At 58.6% G+C, this 17,173-nt stretch carries 19 protein-coding genes; 13 read left to right on the top strand and 6 right to left on the bottom strand.

Features of this window, described 5'->3' with window-relative positions:
• The first annotated feature begins 2 nt into the window (after positions 1–2).
• A complete protein-coding gene (locus AC2FJZ_RS16170; RefSeq protein ID WP_496778902.1) occupies positions 3–905 on the top strand; it encodes an EamA family transporter in 903 nt (300 codons plus the stop codon).
• Here AC2FJZ_RS16170 and AC2FJZ_RS16165 read toward each other — a convergent pair.
• The 4 genes from AC2FJZ_RS16165 to AC2FJZ_RS16150 all read right to left on the bottom strand — a co-directional run bounded on the left by AC2FJZ_RS16165 (position 902) and on the right by AC2FJZ_RS16150 (position 5,772).
• Entirely contained in the window at positions 902–2,263 is a 1,362-nt protein-coding gene (locus AC2FJZ_RS16165; RefSeq protein ID WP_496778900.1) for a DEAD/DEAH box helicase, read from the bottom strand. The two genes, AC2FJZ_RS16170 and AC2FJZ_RS16165, sit on opposite strands and share 4 nt — an antisense overlap.
• A 185-nt stretch (positions 2,264–2,448) precedes the next feature.
• Entirely contained in the window at positions 2,449–3,378 is a 930-nt protein-coding gene (locus AC2FJZ_RS16160; RefSeq protein WP_496778898.1) for a glycosyltransferase family 2 protein, read from the bottom strand.
• On the bottom strand, positions 3,375–4,118 hold the full coding sequence (locus AC2FJZ_RS16155) for a hypothetical protein (protein WP_496778896.1): 744 nt from the start codon (positions 4,116–4,118) through the stop codon (positions 3,375–3,377). The genes AC2FJZ_RS16160 and AC2FJZ_RS16155 overlap by 4 nt, the downstream gene beginning before the upstream one ends.
• 49 nt (positions 4,119–4,167) lie before the next feature.
• The gene (locus AC2FJZ_RS16150; protein WP_496778918.1) at positions 4,168–5,772 is read right to left on the bottom strand and encodes a peptide chain release factor 3; all 1,605 of its coding nucleotides are present in this window, start codon (positions 5,770–5,772) and stop codon (positions 4,168–4,170) included.
• A 109-nt stretch (positions 5,773–5,881) separates the two neighbouring features.
• On the opposite strand from AC2FJZ_RS16150, the gene AC2FJZ_RS16145 reads away from it, so the two are divergent.
• The 8 genes from AC2FJZ_RS16145 to AC2FJZ_RS16110 all read left to right on the top strand — a co-directional run bounded on the left by AC2FJZ_RS16145 (position 5,882) and on the right by AC2FJZ_RS16110 (position 13,332).
• Positions 5,882–6,244: a nuclear transport factor 2 family protein gene (locus tag AC2FJZ_RS16145; RefSeq protein WP_050602255.1), complete on the top strand. Its 363-nt coding sequence runs from the start codon at positions 5,882–5,884 to the stop codon at positions 6,242–6,244.
• 73 nt (positions 6,245–6,317) lie between these two features.
• Positions 6,318–7,097 (top strand): SDR family oxidoreductase, encoded by a 780-nt coding sequence (locus AC2FJZ_RS16140; RefSeq protein WP_496778894.1) that lies wholly within the window; start codon positions 6,318–6,320, stop codon positions 7,095–7,097.
• A 2-nt stretch (positions 7,098–7,099) separates the two neighbouring features.
• Complete coding sequence (locus tag AC2FJZ_RS16135) at positions 7,100–8,212, top strand: DNA alkylation repair protein (RefSeq protein ID WP_496778892.1); 1,113 nt, start codon at positions 7,100–7,102, stop codon at positions 8,210–8,212.
• A 107-nt stretch (positions 8,213–8,319) separates the two neighbouring features.
• Positions 8,320–9,372, top strand: coding sequence for a methyltransferase domain-containing protein (locus tag AC2FJZ_RS16130; RefSeq protein ID WP_496778890.1), 1,053 nt, complete (start codon positions 8,320–8,322; stop codon positions 9,370–9,372).
• A 45-nt stretch (positions 9,373–9,417) separates the two neighbouring features.
• Positions 9,418–10,542 (top strand): ABC transporter ATP-binding protein, encoded by a 1,125-nt coding sequence (locus AC2FJZ_RS16125; protein WP_496672866.1) that lies wholly within the window; start codon positions 9,418–9,420, stop codon positions 10,540–10,542.
• 119 nt (positions 10,543–10,661) lie between these two features.
• Positions 10,662–11,444: a 5'/3'-nucleotidase SurE gene (surE, locus tag AC2FJZ_RS16120; RefSeq protein WP_050602259.1), complete on the top strand. Its 783-nt coding sequence runs from the start codon at positions 10,662–10,664 to the stop codon at positions 11,442–11,444.
• The gene (locus tag AC2FJZ_RS16115) at positions 11,441–12,091 is read left to right on the top strand and encodes a protein-L-isoaspartate(D-aspartate) O-methyltransferase (RefSeq protein WP_050602260.1); all 651 of its coding nucleotides are present in this window, start codon (positions 11,441–11,443) and stop codon (positions 12,089–12,091) included. Before surE ends, AC2FJZ_RS16115 begins: the two co-directional genes overlap by 4 nt.
• Before the next feature lie 62 nt (positions 12,092–12,153).
• Positions 12,154–13,332, top strand: a complete 1,179-nt coding sequence (locus AC2FJZ_RS16110) for a peptidoglycan DD-metalloendopeptidase family protein (protein ID WP_496778888.1) — start codon at positions 12,154–12,156, stop codon at positions 13,330–13,332.
• A gap of 62 nt (positions 13,333–13,394) precedes the next feature.
• Here the strand turns inward: AC2FJZ_RS16110 and AC2FJZ_RS16105 are convergent, their stop codons facing one another.
• Both AC2FJZ_RS16105 and AC2FJZ_RS16100 read right to left on the bottom strand, forming a co-directional pair.
• Complete coding sequence (locus AC2FJZ_RS16105; RefSeq protein WP_496778886.1) at positions 13,395–14,066, bottom strand: helix-turn-helix transcriptional regulator; 672 nt, start codon at positions 14,064–14,066, stop codon at positions 13,395–13,397.
• A 21-nt stretch (positions 14,067–14,087) separates the two neighbouring features.
• Positions 14,088–14,393 (bottom strand): hypothetical protein, encoded by a 306-nt coding sequence (locus AC2FJZ_RS16100; RefSeq protein WP_050602263.1) that lies wholly within the window; start codon positions 14,391–14,393, stop codon positions 14,088–14,090.
• Positions 14,394–14,615: 222 nt separating this feature from the next.
• Here AC2FJZ_RS16100 and AC2FJZ_RS16095 point away from each other — a divergent pair, with 222 nt between their 5' ends.
• From AC2FJZ_RS16095 to AC2FJZ_RS16080, 4 genes are all read left to right on the top strand, one after another.
• Complete coding sequence (locus AC2FJZ_RS16095) at positions 14,616–14,831, top strand: twin-arginine translocase TatA/TatE family subunit (RefSeq protein WP_050602264.1); 216 nt, start codon at positions 14,616–14,618, stop codon at positions 14,829–14,831.
• Positions 14,832–14,837: 6 nt separating this feature from the next.
• Positions 14,838–15,296 carry a Sec-independent protein translocase protein TatB gene (gene tatB, locus AC2FJZ_RS16090; protein ID WP_496778883.1) on the top strand — a complete coding sequence of 153 codons (459 nt, stop codon included), beginning with the start codon at positions 14,838–14,840 and terminating at the stop codon, positions 15,294–15,296.
• Positions 15,293–16,174, top strand: a complete 882-nt coding sequence (tatC, locus tag AC2FJZ_RS16085; RefSeq protein ID WP_496672876.1) for a twin-arginine translocase subunit TatC — start codon at positions 15,293–15,295, stop codon at positions 16,172–16,174. The genes tatB and tatC overlap by 4 nt, the downstream gene beginning before the upstream one ends.
• Before the next feature lie 116 nt (positions 16,175–16,290).
• Positions 16,291–17,133: an ATP-binding protein gene (locus AC2FJZ_RS16080; RefSeq protein WP_050602267.1), complete on the top strand. Its 843-nt coding sequence runs from the start codon at positions 16,291–16,293 to the stop codon at positions 17,131–17,133.
• Positions 17,134–17,173: the final 40 nt, after the last annotated feature.

Genomic DNA, 17,173 nt, shown 5'->3' with positions numbered 1-17,173 from the left:
ACATGAGTCTCTGGATCCCTGTCACCATCGCCGCCGCCAGTTTTCAGACGGTACGTTTCATGCTGCAAAAATCGCTGAGCAGCGTGAAATTGTCTGCGGTCGGCGCAACGTTTGCGCGTTTTGCCTATTCCATGCCGTTGGCTGTCGCGGGGTTGCTGGTCGCTTTGCAGGTGACGGGGGCAAGCTTGCCATCACTTGGCCCTTTGTTCTGGACCTACGCGGTGATCGGCGGAACTGCGCAGATACTGGCGACGATTTGCGTGGTGGCCCTGTTCAAACAGCGTAACTTTGCGGTGGGGATCACCTTCAAGAAAACCGAGGTGATTCAAACCGCGATTGTCGGTTTTCTGGTTCTGGGTGATCGCGTTTCATCAGGTGCGCTGGTGGCTATTGTGTTGGGTCTTGCCGCTGTTCTGCTGCTGTCGAAAACACCTGGCGGCGATGCGGCTTGGTGGCGACATCTGACTAACCGCGCCTCACAACTTGGGCTTGGTTCGGGCGTTTTGTTTGCCTTTTCCGCCGTCAGCTATCGCGGCGCTTCGCTGCAACTGGGCGACGTCGATGCGTGGTTTCGGGCACTGGTCACTCTGGCCGCCGTTGTCACGTTTCAGTTCGTCAGCATGGGGCTTTGGCTGTTGTGGCGGGACCGGTCCGAGCTGATCGCAGTCTGGCAAACACGGTCCACCGGTGTGTTTGTCGGGCTGACCAGTCTGGGTGGATCGTTCTGCTGGTTCTGGGCTTTCACCTTGCAAAACGCGGCATACGTCAAAGCGCTGGGGCAGGTCGAACTGCTCCTCAGCCTGATGGCCTCAATCCTGGTGTTCCGCGAAACGATCACCCGGCGAGAGATCGCCGGAATGACCTTGCTGGGGCTTTCGATACTGGCGCTTGTGATGGCGATTTAACCAGCGCGACGCTCATCAAAACTGAGCGCAATGAAGCTGGGCAGATGATCACCCATCCCCACAACGGCCGGACCGTTGTCGTTTTTGCGGCCCCGTCCGCGCCCTTTGGGTTCGCGCTCTTTCCGGTTGTCCCTAGGGCTTTCCGATTCCCTGACCTTATTCTCTGGCTTTGGTTGCTCAGACTTGGCTCTTTCGGGCTTGGGCTCTTCCTTGATCGGATTATCTATGCGCGGAATTTCTTTCTGGATCAGCTTTTCGATCGCAACCAGGGCCTTTTCATCTCGGCCTGAGCAGATCGTAATTGCTTTACCTTCGCGCCCAGCGCGGCCGGTGCGGCCGATACGGTGTACATAATCCTCGGGGTGGCCGGGGACGTCGAAATTGAACACATGGCTGACGGCCGGAACGTCCAGACCGCGCGCAGCGACGTCCGACGCGACCAGCAGACGCAATGATCCGTCGCGGAATCCGTCAAGTGTTTTCATCCGCTGTGACTGATCCAGATCGCCATGGATTGCTGACGCATCATAGCCATATTTCTTCAAAGATTTCGCGCAGATATCGACATCTGTTTTACGATTGCAGAAGATGATCGCGTTGGTGCACTTTTCACCCTCGGCGTCGATCAGTGCGCGCAGCACGTTGCGCTTCTGGCTTGCCTCACGATCCCGGCGGCCGCCTTTGAACATGACAACGCCCTGTTCGATCGTTTCAGATGCGGTCGCTTGGCGGGCGACTTCAACGCGGGCAGGGGCAGACAGGAAGGTATCTGTGATTCGTTCGATCTCGGATGCCATGGTCGCTGAGAAAAACAGCGTCTGCCGGGTGAACGGCGTCAGCGAGAAGATGCGTTCGATATCAGGGATAAAGCCCATATCCAGCATCCGGTCGGCCTCATCCACCACCATGATCTGAACGCCGGTCAGCAACAGCTTGCCGCGTTCGAAGTGATCCAGCAGGCGACCCGGTGTGGCGATCAGAACGTCAACGCCCCGGTCGATCAGCGCATCTTGTTCCTTGAAGCTGACGCCGCCGATCAGCAGCGCCTTGGTCAGCTTTACATTTTTGGCATAGGTATCGAAATTCTCGGCTACCTGCGCGGCCAGTTCCCGCGTCGGGCACAGAACCAGCGAACGCGGCATCCGCGCACGTGCGCGGCCACGGGCCAGCAAGGTGATCATCGGCAGGGTAAAGCTGGCGGTTTTGCCAGTGCCTGTCTGCGCTATCCCCAGAACATCGCGCCCTTCCAGAGCAGGCGGAATCGCGCCCTCCTGAATCGGAGTGGGGGTTTCGTACCCGGCTTCCTCAATGGCTTTGAGGACCTTCGGGTTCAGGTTCAGTTCGTTGAATTTTGTCATGTAAGTCCGGTTTTTGCGGACACTTGACCTGGCCCGCGCGTCTAAGATGTGCCGGGCCCGGTTGGCCATGCGCGCAATGCGCCGTATCGGCTTGATGGCGGACATAACAAAAACGTTGGTCAGGGTCAAATGAAGACCGCTTAATCCAGGGTGCGCGGCAGCGTGTCAGGATTTTTCGCAACAATTCAGCAGGTTCCGGGGAAGTGTTTCGCCAGTTTTTTGTCCAGGTCCAAGGGGCGGTGACGCAACAGGGCGTGCTGGTCCAAACGGGCGCGGATATTGGGGTCTGCGCCGCTCATCTCATCGTAAAACGCGCGCAGCCCGTCCATGCCTTGTTCGGCCTCGATCCAGTTGAACAATTCGTTTTTGTTCAGACCACCCTGTTCTCGCGGCACATTGGGGGCCATGCCTGCCTGATACGAGCCACGATTCTTGCGAAATTGGTAATGCCCGATCCAGTGGTCCCAATCCGGTGCATGCCGGTGGCACAGATCGACGTCCGGAAGCTCGAACTTGCAGGGCAGCAATTTTTTGTTCTGATACAGGTTGTGGATGCGAAAGCTCAGCTTTTCCAATCCTGTCCGCACAAAAAGCTTGCCCTGCACGTGGCTCAGGAAGCCGCCGAGGATGAAGGCGCCATAGGACGGGTAAAGCGTTTCGACCAGGCTGTTCCGCCCGGGGCTTTGGGGGATATGTGCCTTGTACAGATCCACGCCCCCTGCCAGTGCCTCGATCGGACGGACACGCGCCGCGTGGACATGGTGCGGCACCTCTTGCAGCGTGCCTGCAATCGGTTTTGAGGACCACAGAAACTCGTCCACATCGATATGTGCCAGCCAATCCATCGGTGTGGACCGGTAGGTGAGCGTGGCATTAAGGGACTGGCGGACCTGATGTTTCTCGGGGCGCGGGCGGCCTTGCTTTTGCCAGAAGGCGTCATCGCACAGTTGCACCTGCACTCGGGGGTGATCGTCGAGCGCCTGGAAGGTGCGTGGGTTGTGCTCGTCCATAAAGACATACAGAACATCCACCTCCAGATCGAGGTGATGCGCCGCGAAACGAAGAACGTCTTCGGTCGGGCCCCGGACCATGGACACGATCCCCCAGGTGGTCATTTGCGCGGATTGCGTGTTTGGCGCATATGTTCCAGTCGACGGAATATACTGCCGGGGTCCTGGTTCAGCTCGGTCATCAGATGATCGACCAGCGCCGAGATAGTGGGGTCATTCAAAGCCTTGGTCCAGACCGGAGCGATCAGATTCACGTCCAGACCGCCTTTCTGCAGGGAAAATCCCCGCATCTGATAAGGAAGAGGGACGTGGTTTTTGTCTTGATACTGAAACGCTGTCTCGGGCGGCAGGCCCGAGAAGAGCCGCTCGTATTCATACAGCTTCATCATGCCGAACAGCATCCGCAGGGCGTGGCCAACCTCGCGCTGGGTTGCGGTTTGCCCGTGATCGGCAAAGGTTTGCACAGAAGACACCAGCCACCGCAGATCAAGCGCGCTCAAAAGGTGTTCTGATTGCTCTTGCCACAGGCGGCAAAACAGGGCTGGTGCATGACGAGGAAAAGACCGTTTCCGCAGGTTAGAGATCAACTGAGCATTCAGAAAGGCAAGCTCGGAATTCCCCACGAATTCCTTGGCAATCTGGGCGCGTTTGCGTTGCCAGCGCGTATTGCGGCCGGGTGGCAGTGCGGTGGCCGATTCAGGCACCTTTTGCCGGGCCAACGCGTCCAGATCGACGTCCAGATCGGGCAGAGGATCGATGCCAAACTGAAACGGGTTGCGCCGGGATTCGTAGCGGTCCAGCATCTGCGGCAGGCCGCCCGGAAAAGTCAGGTCGTCGTCACTCATGCGCGCAGGATTGCACAGCCGGGTTCAGCTGTGCAATCAGCCAGTTGCCTCAGGTCATCATCTCTTTGGTGGCGGTCAGGTTCAGCGCCGGATAGTCGCGCACGACCCGGTCGATATCCCATTGCAGGCGGGTCAGGTAAACGATGTCACCGTCGTGATCATGGGCGATATGCTGCTTGTTGGCATTCACGAACTTTTCAACCTCGGCCTTTTCACCGTTGACCCAGCGGGCCGACGTGAATTGCGAAGCCTCAAAGCGTACGGGCAGGCCATATTCCATCTCGATCCGACTGGCGAGCACTTCGAATTGCAGCGCGCCGACGACGCCGACAATAAACCCCGAGCCGATAGAAGGTTTGAACACCTTGGCCGCGCCTTCTTCGGCGAATTGCATCAGCGCCTTCTCCAGATGCTTGGCTTTCATCGGGTCGCCGGGGCGCACTGTTTGCAGCAATTCCGGTGCGAAAGAGGGGATGCCGGTGACGCGGATCGCTTCACCTTCGGTCAACGTATCACCAATGCGCAGTTGCCCGTGGTTGGGGATGCCGATGATGTCTCCGGCCCATGCCTCTTCCGCCAATTCCCGGTCAGAAGCCAGGAACAACACAGGGTTGGAAATTGCCATCGGCTTTTTCGACCGCACATGGGTCAGCTTCATGCCGCGCTTGAAGTGACCGCTTGCCATGCGGACAAAGGCAACCCGGTCGCGGTGCTTGGGATCCATGTTGGCCTGCACCTTGAAAACAAACCCGGAGACTTTCTTTTCGTCCGGTGAAATCTGGCGGGGTTCAGCGGATTGAACCTGCGGCTGCGGGCCATAGGCACCGATGCCTTCCATCAGTTCCTTGACGCCGAACGAATTGATGGCCGAACCGAACCAGATCGGGGTCATATGCCCTTCCAGTACCGCCTGTGGGTCAAGCTTGGGCAGCAATTCGCGCGCCATCTCGACCTCTTCCAGCAGTTTTTCCAGCAGATGCTCGGGCACGTGGTCGGCCAGTTTCGGGTCGTCCAGACCGTTGATCTCGATGCTTTCAGCCACCTTGTTGCGGTCGGCGCGGTCCATCAGTTCCAGCCGGTCGCGCAGCATGTCGTAACAGCCGATGAAGTCGCGACCTACACCGATCGGCCACGCGGCAGGCGTGACGTCGATGGCCAGCATTTCCTGAATTTCGTCGATGATCTCGAACGTATCGCGGCTTTCGCGGTCCATCTTGTTACAGAAGGTCAGGATCGGCAGATCGCGCAGGCGGCAGACCTCGAACAGCTTCTGGGTCTGGCTTTCCACACCTTTCGCGCCGTCGATCACCATTACGGCCGCGTCTACGGCGGTCAGCGTGCGATAGGTATCCTCGGAAAAATCCGAGTGACCGGGCGTGTCCACCAGATTGAAGCGGAAGTTTTCATAGTCAAACGACATCGCCGAGGCCGAGACCGAGATGCCCCGATCCTTTTCCATCTGCATGAAGTCCGACCGCGTCCGTCGTGCCTCGCCTTTGGCGCGCACCTGTCCCGCCATCTGGATCGCGCCCCCGTACAAAAGGAACTTTTCCGTCAGCGTGGTCTTGCCCGCATCCGGGTGCGAGATGATGGCGAATGTCCGGCGCCGGGCAATCTGGGGCGGCAAGGCGGGTTGGTTCGAGGTGTCAAGCATAAGCGCGCGTATATGCGGTGAATCCTGCCGAAGCAAGACAAAGGGGGTGGTTCGAATCATGCGTCTGTGGCAATAAGAACATATAGTGAACAACTTATGGAGTGGATCAATGAATTTGAAAGAGATCGCCGACGAATTGGTGGCCGGTTGCCGGGAAAATCGAGCCAAAGAGAACCTTGAAAAGCTTTACGCCCCTGACGCCGTTTCGGTCGAAGGGCAGGACTTTCAGGGAATGGGTCGGGAAACCAAAGGGGTCGAAGCCATCCGTGGCAAGCATGAGTGGTGGGAAAACGCCCATGAGGTTTCCGGTGCGTCCGTCAGTGACCCGTTTCCCCATGGCGACGACCGTTTTGCCGTGATCTTCGAAGTGCAGGGCAAGGTGAAGGAAAGCGGTGAAGCGTTCGATATGCGCGAAGTGGGTGTTTATCACGTCGCTGACGGCAAGATCGTTCGGGAAGAGTTCTTCTACTAATCACCAAGCCGTTTCTGGTCTTCCCTGTCTGGCCGGTGCTAGACATGCGGCAAGGACTGACAGGGAGGATCCGATGGATCTGGGAATTCGAGGAAAACGCGCGCTGGTTTGTGCCAGCAGCAAAGGGTTGGGTCTGGGCTGTGCCGAGGCTTTGGCCGCTGCCGGTGTGAACCTTGTGATGAATGCGCGTGGCTCTGACACTTTGGAGGCCGAGGCGGCTCGGCTGCGGTCAGAGCATGGCGTTGAGGTGCAGACGGTCGCATGTGACGTGACAACCGCCGAGGGTCAGGCACAGGTCATAGACGCGGCGCAGGGCGTTGATATTCTTGTGACAAATGCAGGCGGACCTCCTCCGGGAATGTGGTTGGACTGGGAGCGCGATGATTTCATCAAGGCGCTGGACGCCAACATGCTGACGCCAATTGCGTTCATGAAAGCCCTGCTTCCCGGAATGATGGACAAGGGCTGGGGTCGGGTGGTGAATATCACCTCGCAATCCGTGCGTGCGCCGATTGCGGTTCTGGGTTTGTCGAATGCGGCACGGACCGGATTGACCGGATATGTGGCGGGAACGGCCCGTCAGGTTGCGCCTCATGGCGTCACAATCAACAACTTGTTGCCGGGTATTCATGCCACGGATCGAGCGGATTCGCTGGACAGCGGGGTGGCAGCGCAGCAGGGCATCACGATGGACGAAGCGCGCGCCAACCGCGCGGCGACAATTCCGGCTCGACGCTATGGATCGCGGCAGGAGTTTGGTACGACCTGCGCATTCCTGTGCTCGCAACACGCGGGCTTCATTGTCGGCCAGAACATCCTGCTGGATGGCGGCGCGACCAATGTGACGATGTGACTATGGCGCAGGGGTTTTCGTTAAAGGATCAGTTGTTCAACGCTGAGAAGACGCGCTATATCAGTGGGTTATTTGCGAGTGCTGAACCGGCGTTCGATGCCTCGGCGTTTCAGGCGCAAGTCATGTCGCGCCTGCCTGAACTGGAATTGAAAGAGCGTATGGCCTGGATCGCAACGTGCCTGCAACAGGCCGTGCCGGGGGATTTGCCAACGGTTGCTCCGGTGATCCTGCGTGCCTTGCCACCGCCTTTGGATCCCACGAAAACAGATGATGATTTCGGGGATTTCATATTTGGACCGTTGGGTGAGTGGGTCGCAGACATCGGGCTGGATCACGTGGATCTGGCTCTGGACGTGCTGGAAGAGATAACCCAGCGGTTTTCAATGGAATGGGCCATTCGGCCCTTTCTGAACCATGACCCGGATAAAGTGCTGGAGCGGATGCAGGACTGGTGCACCCATGACAGCTATCACGTGCGCCGATTGGTCAGCGAGGGCACACGACCCCGGTTGCCTTGGGGGCAGGGTATTGATCTTGAGCTGACCGATCCGCTGCCTCTATTGGACCGGCTGCACGGTGACACCACCCGGTATGTGACGCGGTCGGTGGCCAATCACCTGAACGACATCACGAAGAAGGACCCGGACTTGGTGCTGGTGCGTCTGGGCGATTGGCGCTCTGAGGGACGTCAGGCTGCGGCAGAGCTGGACTGGATGACCTCTCATACGCTGCGCGGCCTTGTCAAAGCGGGGCATCCCGAAGCAATGAAGATGCTGGGATATGATCCGGATGCTGGTATTGCGGTTGTGATTGATCTGAATTCCGAAGCGCGCATTGGCGAGGCACTTGAGTTTTCGGTTAATCTGAGCGGGCACGGTGAACAACCGGTTCTGGTCGATTATATTATTCACTTTCAACGTCCTGGGGGAAAAACCTCAGCTAAGGTTCATAAGCTGAAGCAGGCGGCTTTGAAAGGCGGCAAGCTGAATCTGGCCAAGCGTCACAAGTTTAAGGGTGATGCCACGACGTTCAAGCTGGTGCCCGGCGCACATCGGTTGGAAGTTCAGGTAAACGGTGTAATCCGCGCTGGTTTGGATTTTGATCTGCTGGGCTAAAGCCGTGCCGGAAGGCTCACGGTTTCGTCAGAAGCACCTTCCCCGGATTGCGAACTAGAGGTAGCTGCATTAGCTGCGATGCAACCACTTACAAGGGGAAGAGCGCGATGAAGCATGAGTCGGTGCAGAATTATTATGGTGAAGTCCTGCAAAGCAGCGCGGATTTGCAGACCAACGCGTGCTGCACGCCCGATGACATGCCGGATCACGTCAAAAAGATCCTCTCGAAGGTCCATGACGAGGTGCTGACCCGGTATTACGGCTGCGGTCTGATTGCGCCTCTGGATCTGGAAGGCATGTCGATCCTCGATCTGGGCTGCGGCGCGGGGCGTGACGTCTATGCCTTGTCGGCCATGGTGGGCGAAAAGGGCCGGGTGGTCGGTGTGGACATGACGCCCGAGCAGTTGGATGTTGCCCGCGCGCATCAGGACTATCATGCCCAAGCCTTTGGGCATGCAAAAAGCAACGTTGAATTCCATCACGGGTATATCGAAAAACTGGATGAACTGGACCTGGAACCGGGGTCTTTCGATATCATCGTGTCGAACTGCGTGATCAACCTTGCAACCGACAAGGATGCTGTTCTGCGCGGCGCGCATCGGCTTCTGAAAGAGGGCGGCGAGATGTATTTCTCGGACGTCTACGCAGACCGCCGTATCCCGCAGGCGATGGCCGAAGATGAGGTTCTGTATGGCGAATGCCTGTCGGGTGCTTTGTACTGGAATGACTTCCTGTCGATGGCGCGCAAGGCCGGTTTTGGTGATCCGCGTCGCGAGACGCACCGCCCGTTGACCATCGAAAACCCCGTGCTCGAAGCACGTGTGGCCCCGCTGAAATTCCTGTCGGCCACCTACCGCCTGTTCAAACTGCCCGCGCTGGAACCGGCCTGTGAAGACTATGGCCAGGCGGTGATCTATAAGGGCACCGTGCCCAATGCGCCGCATGAGTTTGTTCTGGACGATCACCATATCATCGAAACCGGCAAGGTCTTTCCGGTCTGTGGCAACACATGGATGATGTTGCAGGATACACGGTTCGCGCGGCACTTCGATTTTATCGGCGACTTCTCTACCCATTACGGCATCTTCGAAGGCTGCGGCGGTGAAAGCCCGTTTGAGGCCATGGGTGAGGCCACATCTTCGGGCGGTGGTTGCTGCTGATCCCTTGCACCTGAGGGGCGGGGTTGCTATCCCCGCCCAAGCCCGATGGAATTGATCGGGAAAGGCAAATGGGGTCCATCGGTGACAGGTAACGCAACTCCTCCGCGTTTGGAAATTCGCAACATTATCCGCCGGTTCGAAGGGCGGGTGGTCGTGGATGACGTGTCGCTGACCGTGCGGGCGGGCAAGGTGACCTGTTTGCTGGGGCCGTCAGGTTGCGGCAAATCCACGACGCTGCGCATGATCGCCGGGGTCGAAATGCAGGACTCGGGTGAGATTTACGTTGATGGCAAGCTGATCTGCGACACGGTGTTCCGGGTGCCGCCGGAACGGCGCGAGATCGGTCTGATGTTTCAGGATTTTGCGCTGTTCCCACATCTGAGCGTGGCCAACAACGTGGCATTCGGTCTGAAAGGCACCAAGGACGAAAAGCGCGCCCGGGTTGAGGAATTGCTGCGCAAAGTAGACCTGATGCGCTTCATCGACGGGTTTCCGCATCAGTTGTCGGGCGGTGAGCAGCAGCGTGTGGCATTGGCCCGCGCATTGGCGCCGCGCCCGCGGATCATGCTGATGGATGAACCGTTCTCGGGCCTCGACAACCGTTTGCGAGACGGCATTCGGGACGAAACACTGGCCATCCTCAAGGAAGAGGACGCCGCCGTTTTGCTGGTCACGCACGAGCCGGAAGAGGCGATGCGCATGGCTGACGAAATCGCCCTGATGCGGCGCGGCAAGATCGTCCAGCAGGGCGCGCCCTATAACGTTTATACCCGCCCTGCAGACAAGGCGGCTGTGGCCTTTTTCAGTGATGTCAACGTGTTGCGCGCGCAGGTGAATGGGGCGTTGGCGGATACGCCGTTTGGCCAATTCCTTGCGCCGGGTATTCCGGATGGAACGGATGTCGAGATCGTTTTCCGCCCGCAGCACGTCAAGCTGGATTTCGACCGCAACGGCAAGGGACCTCTGCCCACGCCGACGGATGGTGTCGCGGCGCGCGGTGTCGTTGAACGCGCGCGCTTCCTTGGCAACGAAAGCCTGATAGAATTTCGCATGGACTATGACGGTTCGATCCTCAGGGCCACGGTTCCGAATGTCTTTGTGCCGGGTCCGGGCAGGGTCATGTGGCTGACTATCCGACGCGACCGGTGTTTCGTTTTCCCCGACACGTAAGTTCAACCGCTCGATTTCCCCGCAAGTGGTGCGCGAAAGCCTCAGATTGGGGGTCCACGTCGCTTGCCGCAACGCAGGTCGGGGTCTATCAAGGGCCAAACGCGGGGGTGAAACGGGCAATGCGTATTCTTCTGACCAATGATGACGGGATCAACGCTCCGGGCCTGATCACGCTGGAAGCGATTGCAGCCGAGCTGGCCGGACCGGATGGTGAGGTTTGGGTGGTTGCGCCCGCCTTCGAGCAGTCCGGCGTAGGGCATTGCATCAGCTACACTCATCCCACGATGATCGCCAAGCTGAGCGAGCGGCGCTATGCGGCCGAGGGGTCGCCTGCGGATTGTGTATTGGCAGGGTTGCATGATGTGATGGTGGATTGCCCGCCAGATCTGATATTGTCCGGTGTGAATCGCGGGAACAATTCGGCTGAGAACACGCTTTATTCCGGCACTATTGGTGGCGCGATGGAAGCGGCGCTGCAGGGTGTACCCGCGATTGCATTGTCGCAGTATTTTGGCCCACGCAATCTGGGGCTGGATGATCCGTTTGAGGCCGCTGCACGCTTTGGGGCCGATCTGGTGCGGCGCATTCTGGATGCCACCCCGGCAGAGCAGGGCGATTACCGTCTGTTCTACAACGTGAATTTCCCACCCGTTCCGGCAGATGAGGTGTTGGGGACACGCGTGGCGGCGCAGGGCTTTCGACGCGACACGCATTTCTCGGTTGAGCCGCACAGCTCGCCCTCGGGGCGGCGGTTCTTGTGGATCAAGGGCGGCTATCAGCACAACCCGACGGCTCCGGGCACCGATGCGGCGGTCAATTTGGAAGGCTATATCTCGGTCACGCCGATGCGCGCTGACTTGACCGCGCACGATATGCTGGAGGCATTGAAGGCAGTCGAATGAGCGGACTGGATCCTGAAACCGTAATGCAGTTCCTGTTTGCCCTGCGTAAACGGGGCGTGACCGATGCGCGCGTTCTGGCGGCGATGGAGCAGGTGGACCGGGGGCGGTTTGTCACCGGCCTTTTCGCAGACCGTGCTTACGAGGACATGCCGCTGCCGATTGCCTGCGGTCAGACAATCAGCCAGCCTTCGGTCGTCGGGTTGATGACACAGGCGCTGGATGTGCGGGCGCGGGACACCGTGCTCGAGATCGGAACCGGCTCGGGCTATCAGGCGGCGATCCTGTCGAAACTGGCACGTCGGGTCTATACCGTCGAACGCCACCGGCGGTTGGTCAGCGAAACGGGCAAGCTATTTGCCGATCTGGGGCTGACCAATATCACCGCCATGTTGTCGGATGGATCTTATGGTCTTTCGGAACAGGCACCCTTTGACCGGATCATTGTGACGGCTGCAGCCGAAGACCCTCCGGGCCCGCTCTTGGCGCAGCTCAAAATCGGGGGTATCATGGTTTTACCCGTAGGACAGTCGGATGCGGTGCAGCAGCTGATCAAAGTGACGCGCACCGAGACCGGTCTGGACTATGATGAATTGACGTCGGTTCGTTTTGTGCCTCTGCTTGAGGGGCTTGGCAGGGACGAAACGTAGCAGGCTTTGTGAATTGGTCGCCGGAACCCCGGACAACAGGGGCAGGCTTTGAGGACAGAATTATGAAAGCAGTATCCAAACCATCTATGCGCCGCTGCGCGACCGGACTGGTCGCTGTGGCCGTTCTGGCCGGGTGTGAGGGGCCTCTGGACTATGATCTGCGCGGGCAGGTCGGCGGGTTCTCGACCACTGACGCGGTGCAATCCGCCACCACATCACGGCCGACGCCGGACAGCCGGGGCGTAATCACTTATCCCAACTATCAGGTTGTCGTGGCCCGCCAGGGTGACACGGTGCGGGATGTGGCGGCACGGGTGGGTCTGCCGGAAGGTGAGTTGTCGCGCTTCAACGGGTTACAGACCACCGACACCCTGCGAGATGGCGAAGTGTTGGCCCTGCCGCGTTCGGTCGGAGCGGGCAGCGGGGTGGACATCGCCTCGGTTGCTGGAAACGCAATTGATCAGGCCCAGGATACCAGCTCGGTCCAGACGACAACACTGGAACCTGTGCAACCCGCGCCAACGCCAACGCCGGTCCCTGTGGCCACGGGACCGGAACCGGTCCGGCACAAGGTCAAGCGGGGCGAGACGGCATATACCATCTCGCGGCTCTATCAGGTGCCGATCGACGCGCTTGCCGAATGGAATGGGCTGGGCCCCGACTTCACCGTACGCGAAGGTCAATTTCTGCTGATCCCGGTCAAGAACCAAACTGCACCACGGCAAAACGCTGCTGCTGCGGCGCCGGTAGTGGCTACGGAAGTGACCGAGCCGGGGCAGGGGTCGCCGACCCCGACCCCTCCGAGTGCTACGCAACCGCTGCCCAAGGAAAGCGTCGCGCCTCTGGCAGAGGCCCCGGATGTGACAGCCGAGGCCCCGACCAACTCTCGGTCTTCAGCGCTGTCTTTGCCGGTGAGCGGTACCATCATTCGTGGCTATAACAAGGGCAAGAATGAAGGCATCGACATTGCCGCAGCACCCGGAACGGCCGTGACAGCAGCCGAGGCAGGCACCGTTGCGGCGATTACGGCTGATGCGGATCAGGTGCCGATCATCGTCGTCAAACACAAGAATGATCTGCTGACGGTCTATGCCAATGTCGATGATATCGCGGTCAAGAAAGGCGACCGGGTGCGTCGTGGGCAAAAGCTGGCGCAATTGCGGGGTGGCGACAACGCCTATGTGCATTTTGAAGTGCGCAAAGGGTTCGAGTCGGTCGATCCCGAACCGTACCTGAAGTGAGGGTGAATGGCCCGTTCCAGGCCATGCCTTCGACGGGAGTATTTCTGAAAAGATGAAGAAGGTCAGGCGTTTGGGTTGTAGTCGCTCAGGCGTTTGCCGGGTTCATCTGCAAAGAGTTCCGGTAGCGGCGTCACGGATTCGATCAGGTCGATTCGGAAGACGCGGAAACCCTGGCGCAACTCGCACCATGCCGTAAGGGTCCAGACGCGGCCCCAATATTCCATGTGAAGCGGGCGGATGGAACGGTCGGTCAGAACCCCGTCTATCCGTCGATATGACAAGCGGAGTTTCTGGCGGGATTTGATGGCAGCGCGGATCGGGGCCATATGTGCCAGCCCGCGGGCGGCATCGGCAAAGGGGTAGACCGCGAATTTCCATGCGTCGGCCTCCGCTACCACTTGCGTGGGCAGGACAGTGTCGATCTTGTCGGCCAGAGAATTGGCGGCGGCTTTCAGGTCCGGGTCGGCAGCCTCGGCCACGATGGCCATGCCAAGGTTCAGCGCTTCAAGCTCGGCTGTGGTCAGGTTCAGTGGGGGCAGCGTGATCTGCTCGCGCACCATGTAACCTACGCCGCGTTCACCCTCGACCGGAAAACCCGAAGCCACCAGCGTATCCATGTCGCGATAGATGGTACGGACCGACACCTCGAGCCGGTACGCAATGTCCTGCGCGCGGTGCAGTTTGCCGTCGCGCAGGATCTGAATAATATCAAACAGGCGATCCGTGCGGCGCATGTCACGCCGTCCAGACTGCGCCTAGGCAGTCATGTTCCATAGCACGTTCTCGTGGCGCATCTGGACGCTTTCAGGGTCAATGGCAGCCATCATGCCCGCAGCAAAGTCCTGTTTCGGAAATTGCGCTGCGGCGTCCTGAGCGGCCTTCATATCTGTCCAGACGACATAGTCGGTCCAGCGACCGTCTTCGCCCTGGCTGAGCTGGCGGTGGGCAAAGCCCGGCGCGCTGCGCACAAAGGCTTCAGAGGTCTGGCTGAGTTTCACGAACTCTTCCGGCGTGGTGCCATTGGCGAGAGTGAAGGTGACGATTTCAGCAACATGGGTCATGTGGTTCTCCGTTGACCAGGTTTCGATATCGCCTCATTAATCATACCCAACTGACATAAACCTGTCAGTTGGAAAATGCGACCCCTTAGATTCTGCCGGATGACATCAAATTTTACCCTCAATCTGCGCCTGATCCCTTTTGACACAAAGCGTCCGGGCGTAAACACGGACCCAGTTCATATTCCCGGCGCGCAACCGCGTCGATGAAAAAGGAGAAGAGACATGCTCAACAATATCGGCCTTCCCGGTCTTCTGCTGATCGCCGTTGTGGTTTTGGTTCTGTTTGGCCGTGGCAAGATCAGTTCGCTGATGGGTGAAGTTGGAAAAGGCATCACGTCGTTCAAGAAAGGCGTCAAGGAAGGCGCGGACGAGTTGGATCAGGACGCTGCCGAAGTGGCCAAAGACGTCACACCCGAGACCGAGAAAGACAAGGTGTAAGCTCAGATGTTTGATCTTGGCTGGACCGAACTTCTGGTCATTGGCATTGTTGCCCTGATCGTTGTGGGGCCAAAGGACCTGCCGGTGATGTTCCGCAATGTCGGGCGCTTCGTCGGAAAGGCGCGCGGAATGGCGCGTGAGTTCAGCAGTGCCATGAACGAGGCCGCCGATCAGGCCGGGGTAAATGAGATCAAGCAAGGTCTCAACGCCGCCGCGAATCCTGTGGGTTCGGCGATGGACGGCGTAAAACAAGCCGCGCAGGAAATGGCGAAAAGCATCGATCCCAACAAGTTCGATCCGGACAGCGAAACCGGTAAGCTGGCGACAGAGCGCGCCGAGCAGGCCAAGAAGATTCAGGCCACCACTGCCCGTGCCGCTGCCGAGCGTAAGGCCAAAGAAGCTGCAGATGCGCTGGTCAAAGCTGAAGAAGCTGAAGCGGCGCTGAACACTGAAAGCAAGACATGACTAAAACCGACGAGATCGAAGATACCTCGGCCCCATTGATCGAACATCTGGCCGAGCTGCGTACACGGTTGATTCACTGTGTCGCGGCCTTTCTGGTCGGTATGATCATCTGCTTTACCGTGGCCACGCCGCTTTTCAATTTTCTGACCAATCCTCTGTGTGAGGTTCTGACCGAACGCGGGCAGGATTGCGGGCTGATTTTCATCTCGCCGCAGGAAGGGTTCTTTGTGGCCATCAAGGTCTCGCTGCTGGGCGGGTTCATTCTGGCGTTTCCATATATCGGAATGCAGATGTGGCGCTTCGTGGCACCGGGCCTGTACAAGACGGAAAAGAACGCGTTTCTGCCCTTCATGCTGGCCTCGCCGTTCATGTTCCTTCTGGGCGCAAGCTTTGCCTTTTATGTCGTCACACCGCTGGCCTATGATTTTTTCCTGGGATTCCAGCAGTTCGGCGCGGAAGGTGAAGCCCTGGCAGATGGTTCAACCACTGCACCATTGAGCGTGGTGTTCCAGGGTTCGGCGCAGGAATATCTGAACCTGACGATCAAGTTTATCGTGGCCTTTGGACTGTGCTTCCAGTTGCCGGTTCTTTTGACCCTCATGGGCAAGGCTGGGCTGGTCAGCGCCGAGGGGCTGGGTGCCGTGCGCAAATATGCGGTTATTGGCATTTTGGTTCTGGCGGCCGTTGTGACGCCACCTGACGTGATCACTCAGATCATTCTCTTTATTGTGGTCTATGGCCTCTACGAGATTTCGATCTTCCTGGTGGCCCGGGTTGAACGGAAGCGGGAAGAGCAATTGCGTGCCGACGGCTACTACGACGATGAAGAGGCAGAGGCGGATGAAGACCTGATGCAGGAATTCGAAGACAAGAAGTAATCTGCTAAGAAAACAACACAGGCGCGCCTCATCGGGGTGCGCCTTTTTCGTTTGTGGGCCTTGTTGCGCCAATCAGAACATGCTTTGAACCCATCCAAATTTGACCGGAGGATCCGATGGACGAACAAGCCCTGAACCGCATTGCCGCTGCATTGGAACGCATGGCACCGGCGCCTCTGGCCACACCGGATTTCAACGCAGCCCCGGCTTTTGTCTGGCATGTGGAACCGGAACGGTTGGAACCGGTTGAGCAGGTTAATCGCGTCGATCTGGATCTGTTGGTTGGAATAAACCGGTCGCGGGACACATTGCTCGACAACACCCGCCGGTTCGCGTCCGGTTACAAGGCGAACAACGCGTTGTTGTGGGGGGCACGGGGAATGGGGAAGTCCAGCCTTGTAAAGGCGGTCCACGGCACACTAAGCGCGGATCATCCTGACCTGAAACTTGTGGAGCTACAGCGCGAGGACATGGCCTCGGTCGCCCGCTTGCTGAACCACCTGCGCTCTGCACCGTACCGTTTCATCCTGTTCTGTGACGACCTGTCGTTCAGCCACGATGATCAGCATTACAAATCGCTCAAGGCCGTTCTGGATGGTGGCATAGAAGGACGCCCTGAAAACGTTGTTTTTTACGCCACTTCGAACCGTCGTCACCTGATGCCGCGAGACATGATCGAAAACGAACGGTCCAGCGCCATCAACCCATCGGAAGCAGTTGAGGAAAAAGTCTCACTATCCGACCGCTTCGGTCTGTGGCTGGGTTTCCACCCCTGCGATCAAGACGAATATCTTGCCATGATCGACCGCTATTGCGCGGCTTATGGTGTCTCAGTTGATACAGATACCCTGCGCGCCGAGGCGATCGAATGGCAGGCCACGCGCGGTTCGCGCTCGGGCCGTGTCGCCTGGCAGTTCTTTGTCGATCTGGCTGGCCGCAACGGCGTTCATATCGCCTGATCCCGGCTTCATCTGGCTAAAAATACCTCCGCCGGAGGCA

The sequence above is a fragment of the Ruegeria sp. CDSA079 genome (assembly GCF_059612245.1).
Note: the sequence above shows the minus strand (reverse complement) of the source record. Positions and strands in the feature narration are given on the sequence as shown.

What these genes read in the sequence shown, in the direction of transcription:
- AC2FJZ_RS16100 (WP_050602263.1), bottom strand. Translation starts at nt 14,393, where the DNA reads ATGACCCATGTTGCTGAAATCGTCACCTTCACTCTCGCCAATGGCACC.
- AC2FJZ_RS16160 (WP_496778898.1), bottom strand. Translation starts at nt 3,378, where the DNA reads ATGACCACCTGGGGGATCGTGTCCATGGTCCGGGGCCCGACCGAAGAC.
- AC2FJZ_RS16095 (WP_050602264.1), top strand. Translation starts at nt 14,616, where the DNA reads ATGCTCAACAATATCGGCCTTCCCGGTCTTCTGCTGATCGCCGTTGTG.
- AC2FJZ_RS16135 (WP_496778892.1), top strand. Translation starts at nt 7,100, where the DNA reads ATGGCGCAGGGGTTTTCGTTAAAGGATCAGTTGTTCAACGCTGAGAAG.
- AC2FJZ_RS16080 (WP_050602267.1), top strand. Translation starts at nt 16,291, where the DNA reads ATGGACGAACAAGCCCTGAACCGCATTGCCGCTGCATTGGAACGCATG.
- AC2FJZ_RS16105 (WP_496778886.1), bottom strand. Translation starts at nt 14,066, where the DNA reads ATGCGCCGCACGGATCGCCTGTTTGATATTATTCAGATCCTGCGCGAC.
- AC2FJZ_RS16165 (WP_496778900.1), bottom strand. Translation starts at nt 2,263, where the DNA reads ATGACAAAATTCAACGAACTGAACCTGAACCCGAAGGTCCTCAAAGCC.
- AC2FJZ_RS16170 (WP_496778902.1), top strand. Translation starts at nt 3, where the DNA reads ATGAGTCTCTGGATCCCTGTCACCATCGCCGCCGCCAGTTTTCAGACG.
- AC2FJZ_RS16155 (WP_496778896.1), bottom strand. Translation starts at nt 4,118, where the DNA reads ATGAGTGACGACGACCTGACTTTTCCGGGCGGCCTGCCGCAGATGCTG.
- AC2FJZ_RS16130 (WP_496778890.1), top strand. Translation starts at nt 8,320, where the DNA reads ATGAAGCATGAGTCGGTGCAGAATTATTATGGTGAAGTCCTGCAAAGC.
- AC2FJZ_RS16150 (WP_496778918.1), bottom strand. Translation starts at nt 5,772, where the DNA reads ATGCTTGACACCTCGAACCAACCCGCCTTGCCGCCCCAGATTGCCCGG.
- tatB (WP_496778883.1), top strand. Translation starts at nt 14,838, where the DNA reads ATGTTTGATCTTGGCTGGACCGAACTTCTGGTCATTGGCATTGTTGCC.
- AC2FJZ_RS16115 (WP_050602260.1), top strand. Translation starts at nt 11,441, where the DNA reads ATGAGCGGACTGGATCCTGAAACCGTAATGCAGTTCCTGTTTGCCCTG.
- AC2FJZ_RS16110 (WP_496778888.1), top strand. Translation starts at nt 12,154, where the DNA reads ATGAAAGCAGTATCCAAACCATCTATGCGCCGCTGCGCGACCGGACTG.
- AC2FJZ_RS16125 (WP_496672866.1), top strand. Translation starts at nt 9,418, where the DNA reads ATGGAATTGATCGGGAAAGGCAAATGGGGTCCATCGGTGACAGGTAAC.
- AC2FJZ_RS16145 (WP_050602255.1), top strand. Translation starts at nt 5,882, where the DNA reads ATGAATTTGAAAGAGATCGCCGACGAATTGGTGGCCGGTTGCCGGGAA.
- surE (WP_050602259.1), top strand. Translation starts at nt 10,662, where the DNA reads ATGCGTATTCTTCTGACCAATGATGACGGGATCAACGCTCCGGGCCTG.
- AC2FJZ_RS16140 (WP_496778894.1), top strand. Translation starts at nt 6,318, where the DNA reads ATGGATCTGGGAATTCGAGGAAAACGCGCGCTGGTTTGTGCCAGCAGC.
- tatC (WP_496672876.1), top strand. Translation starts at nt 15,293, where the DNA reads ATGACTAAAACCGACGAGATCGAAGATACCTCGGCCCCATTGATCGAA.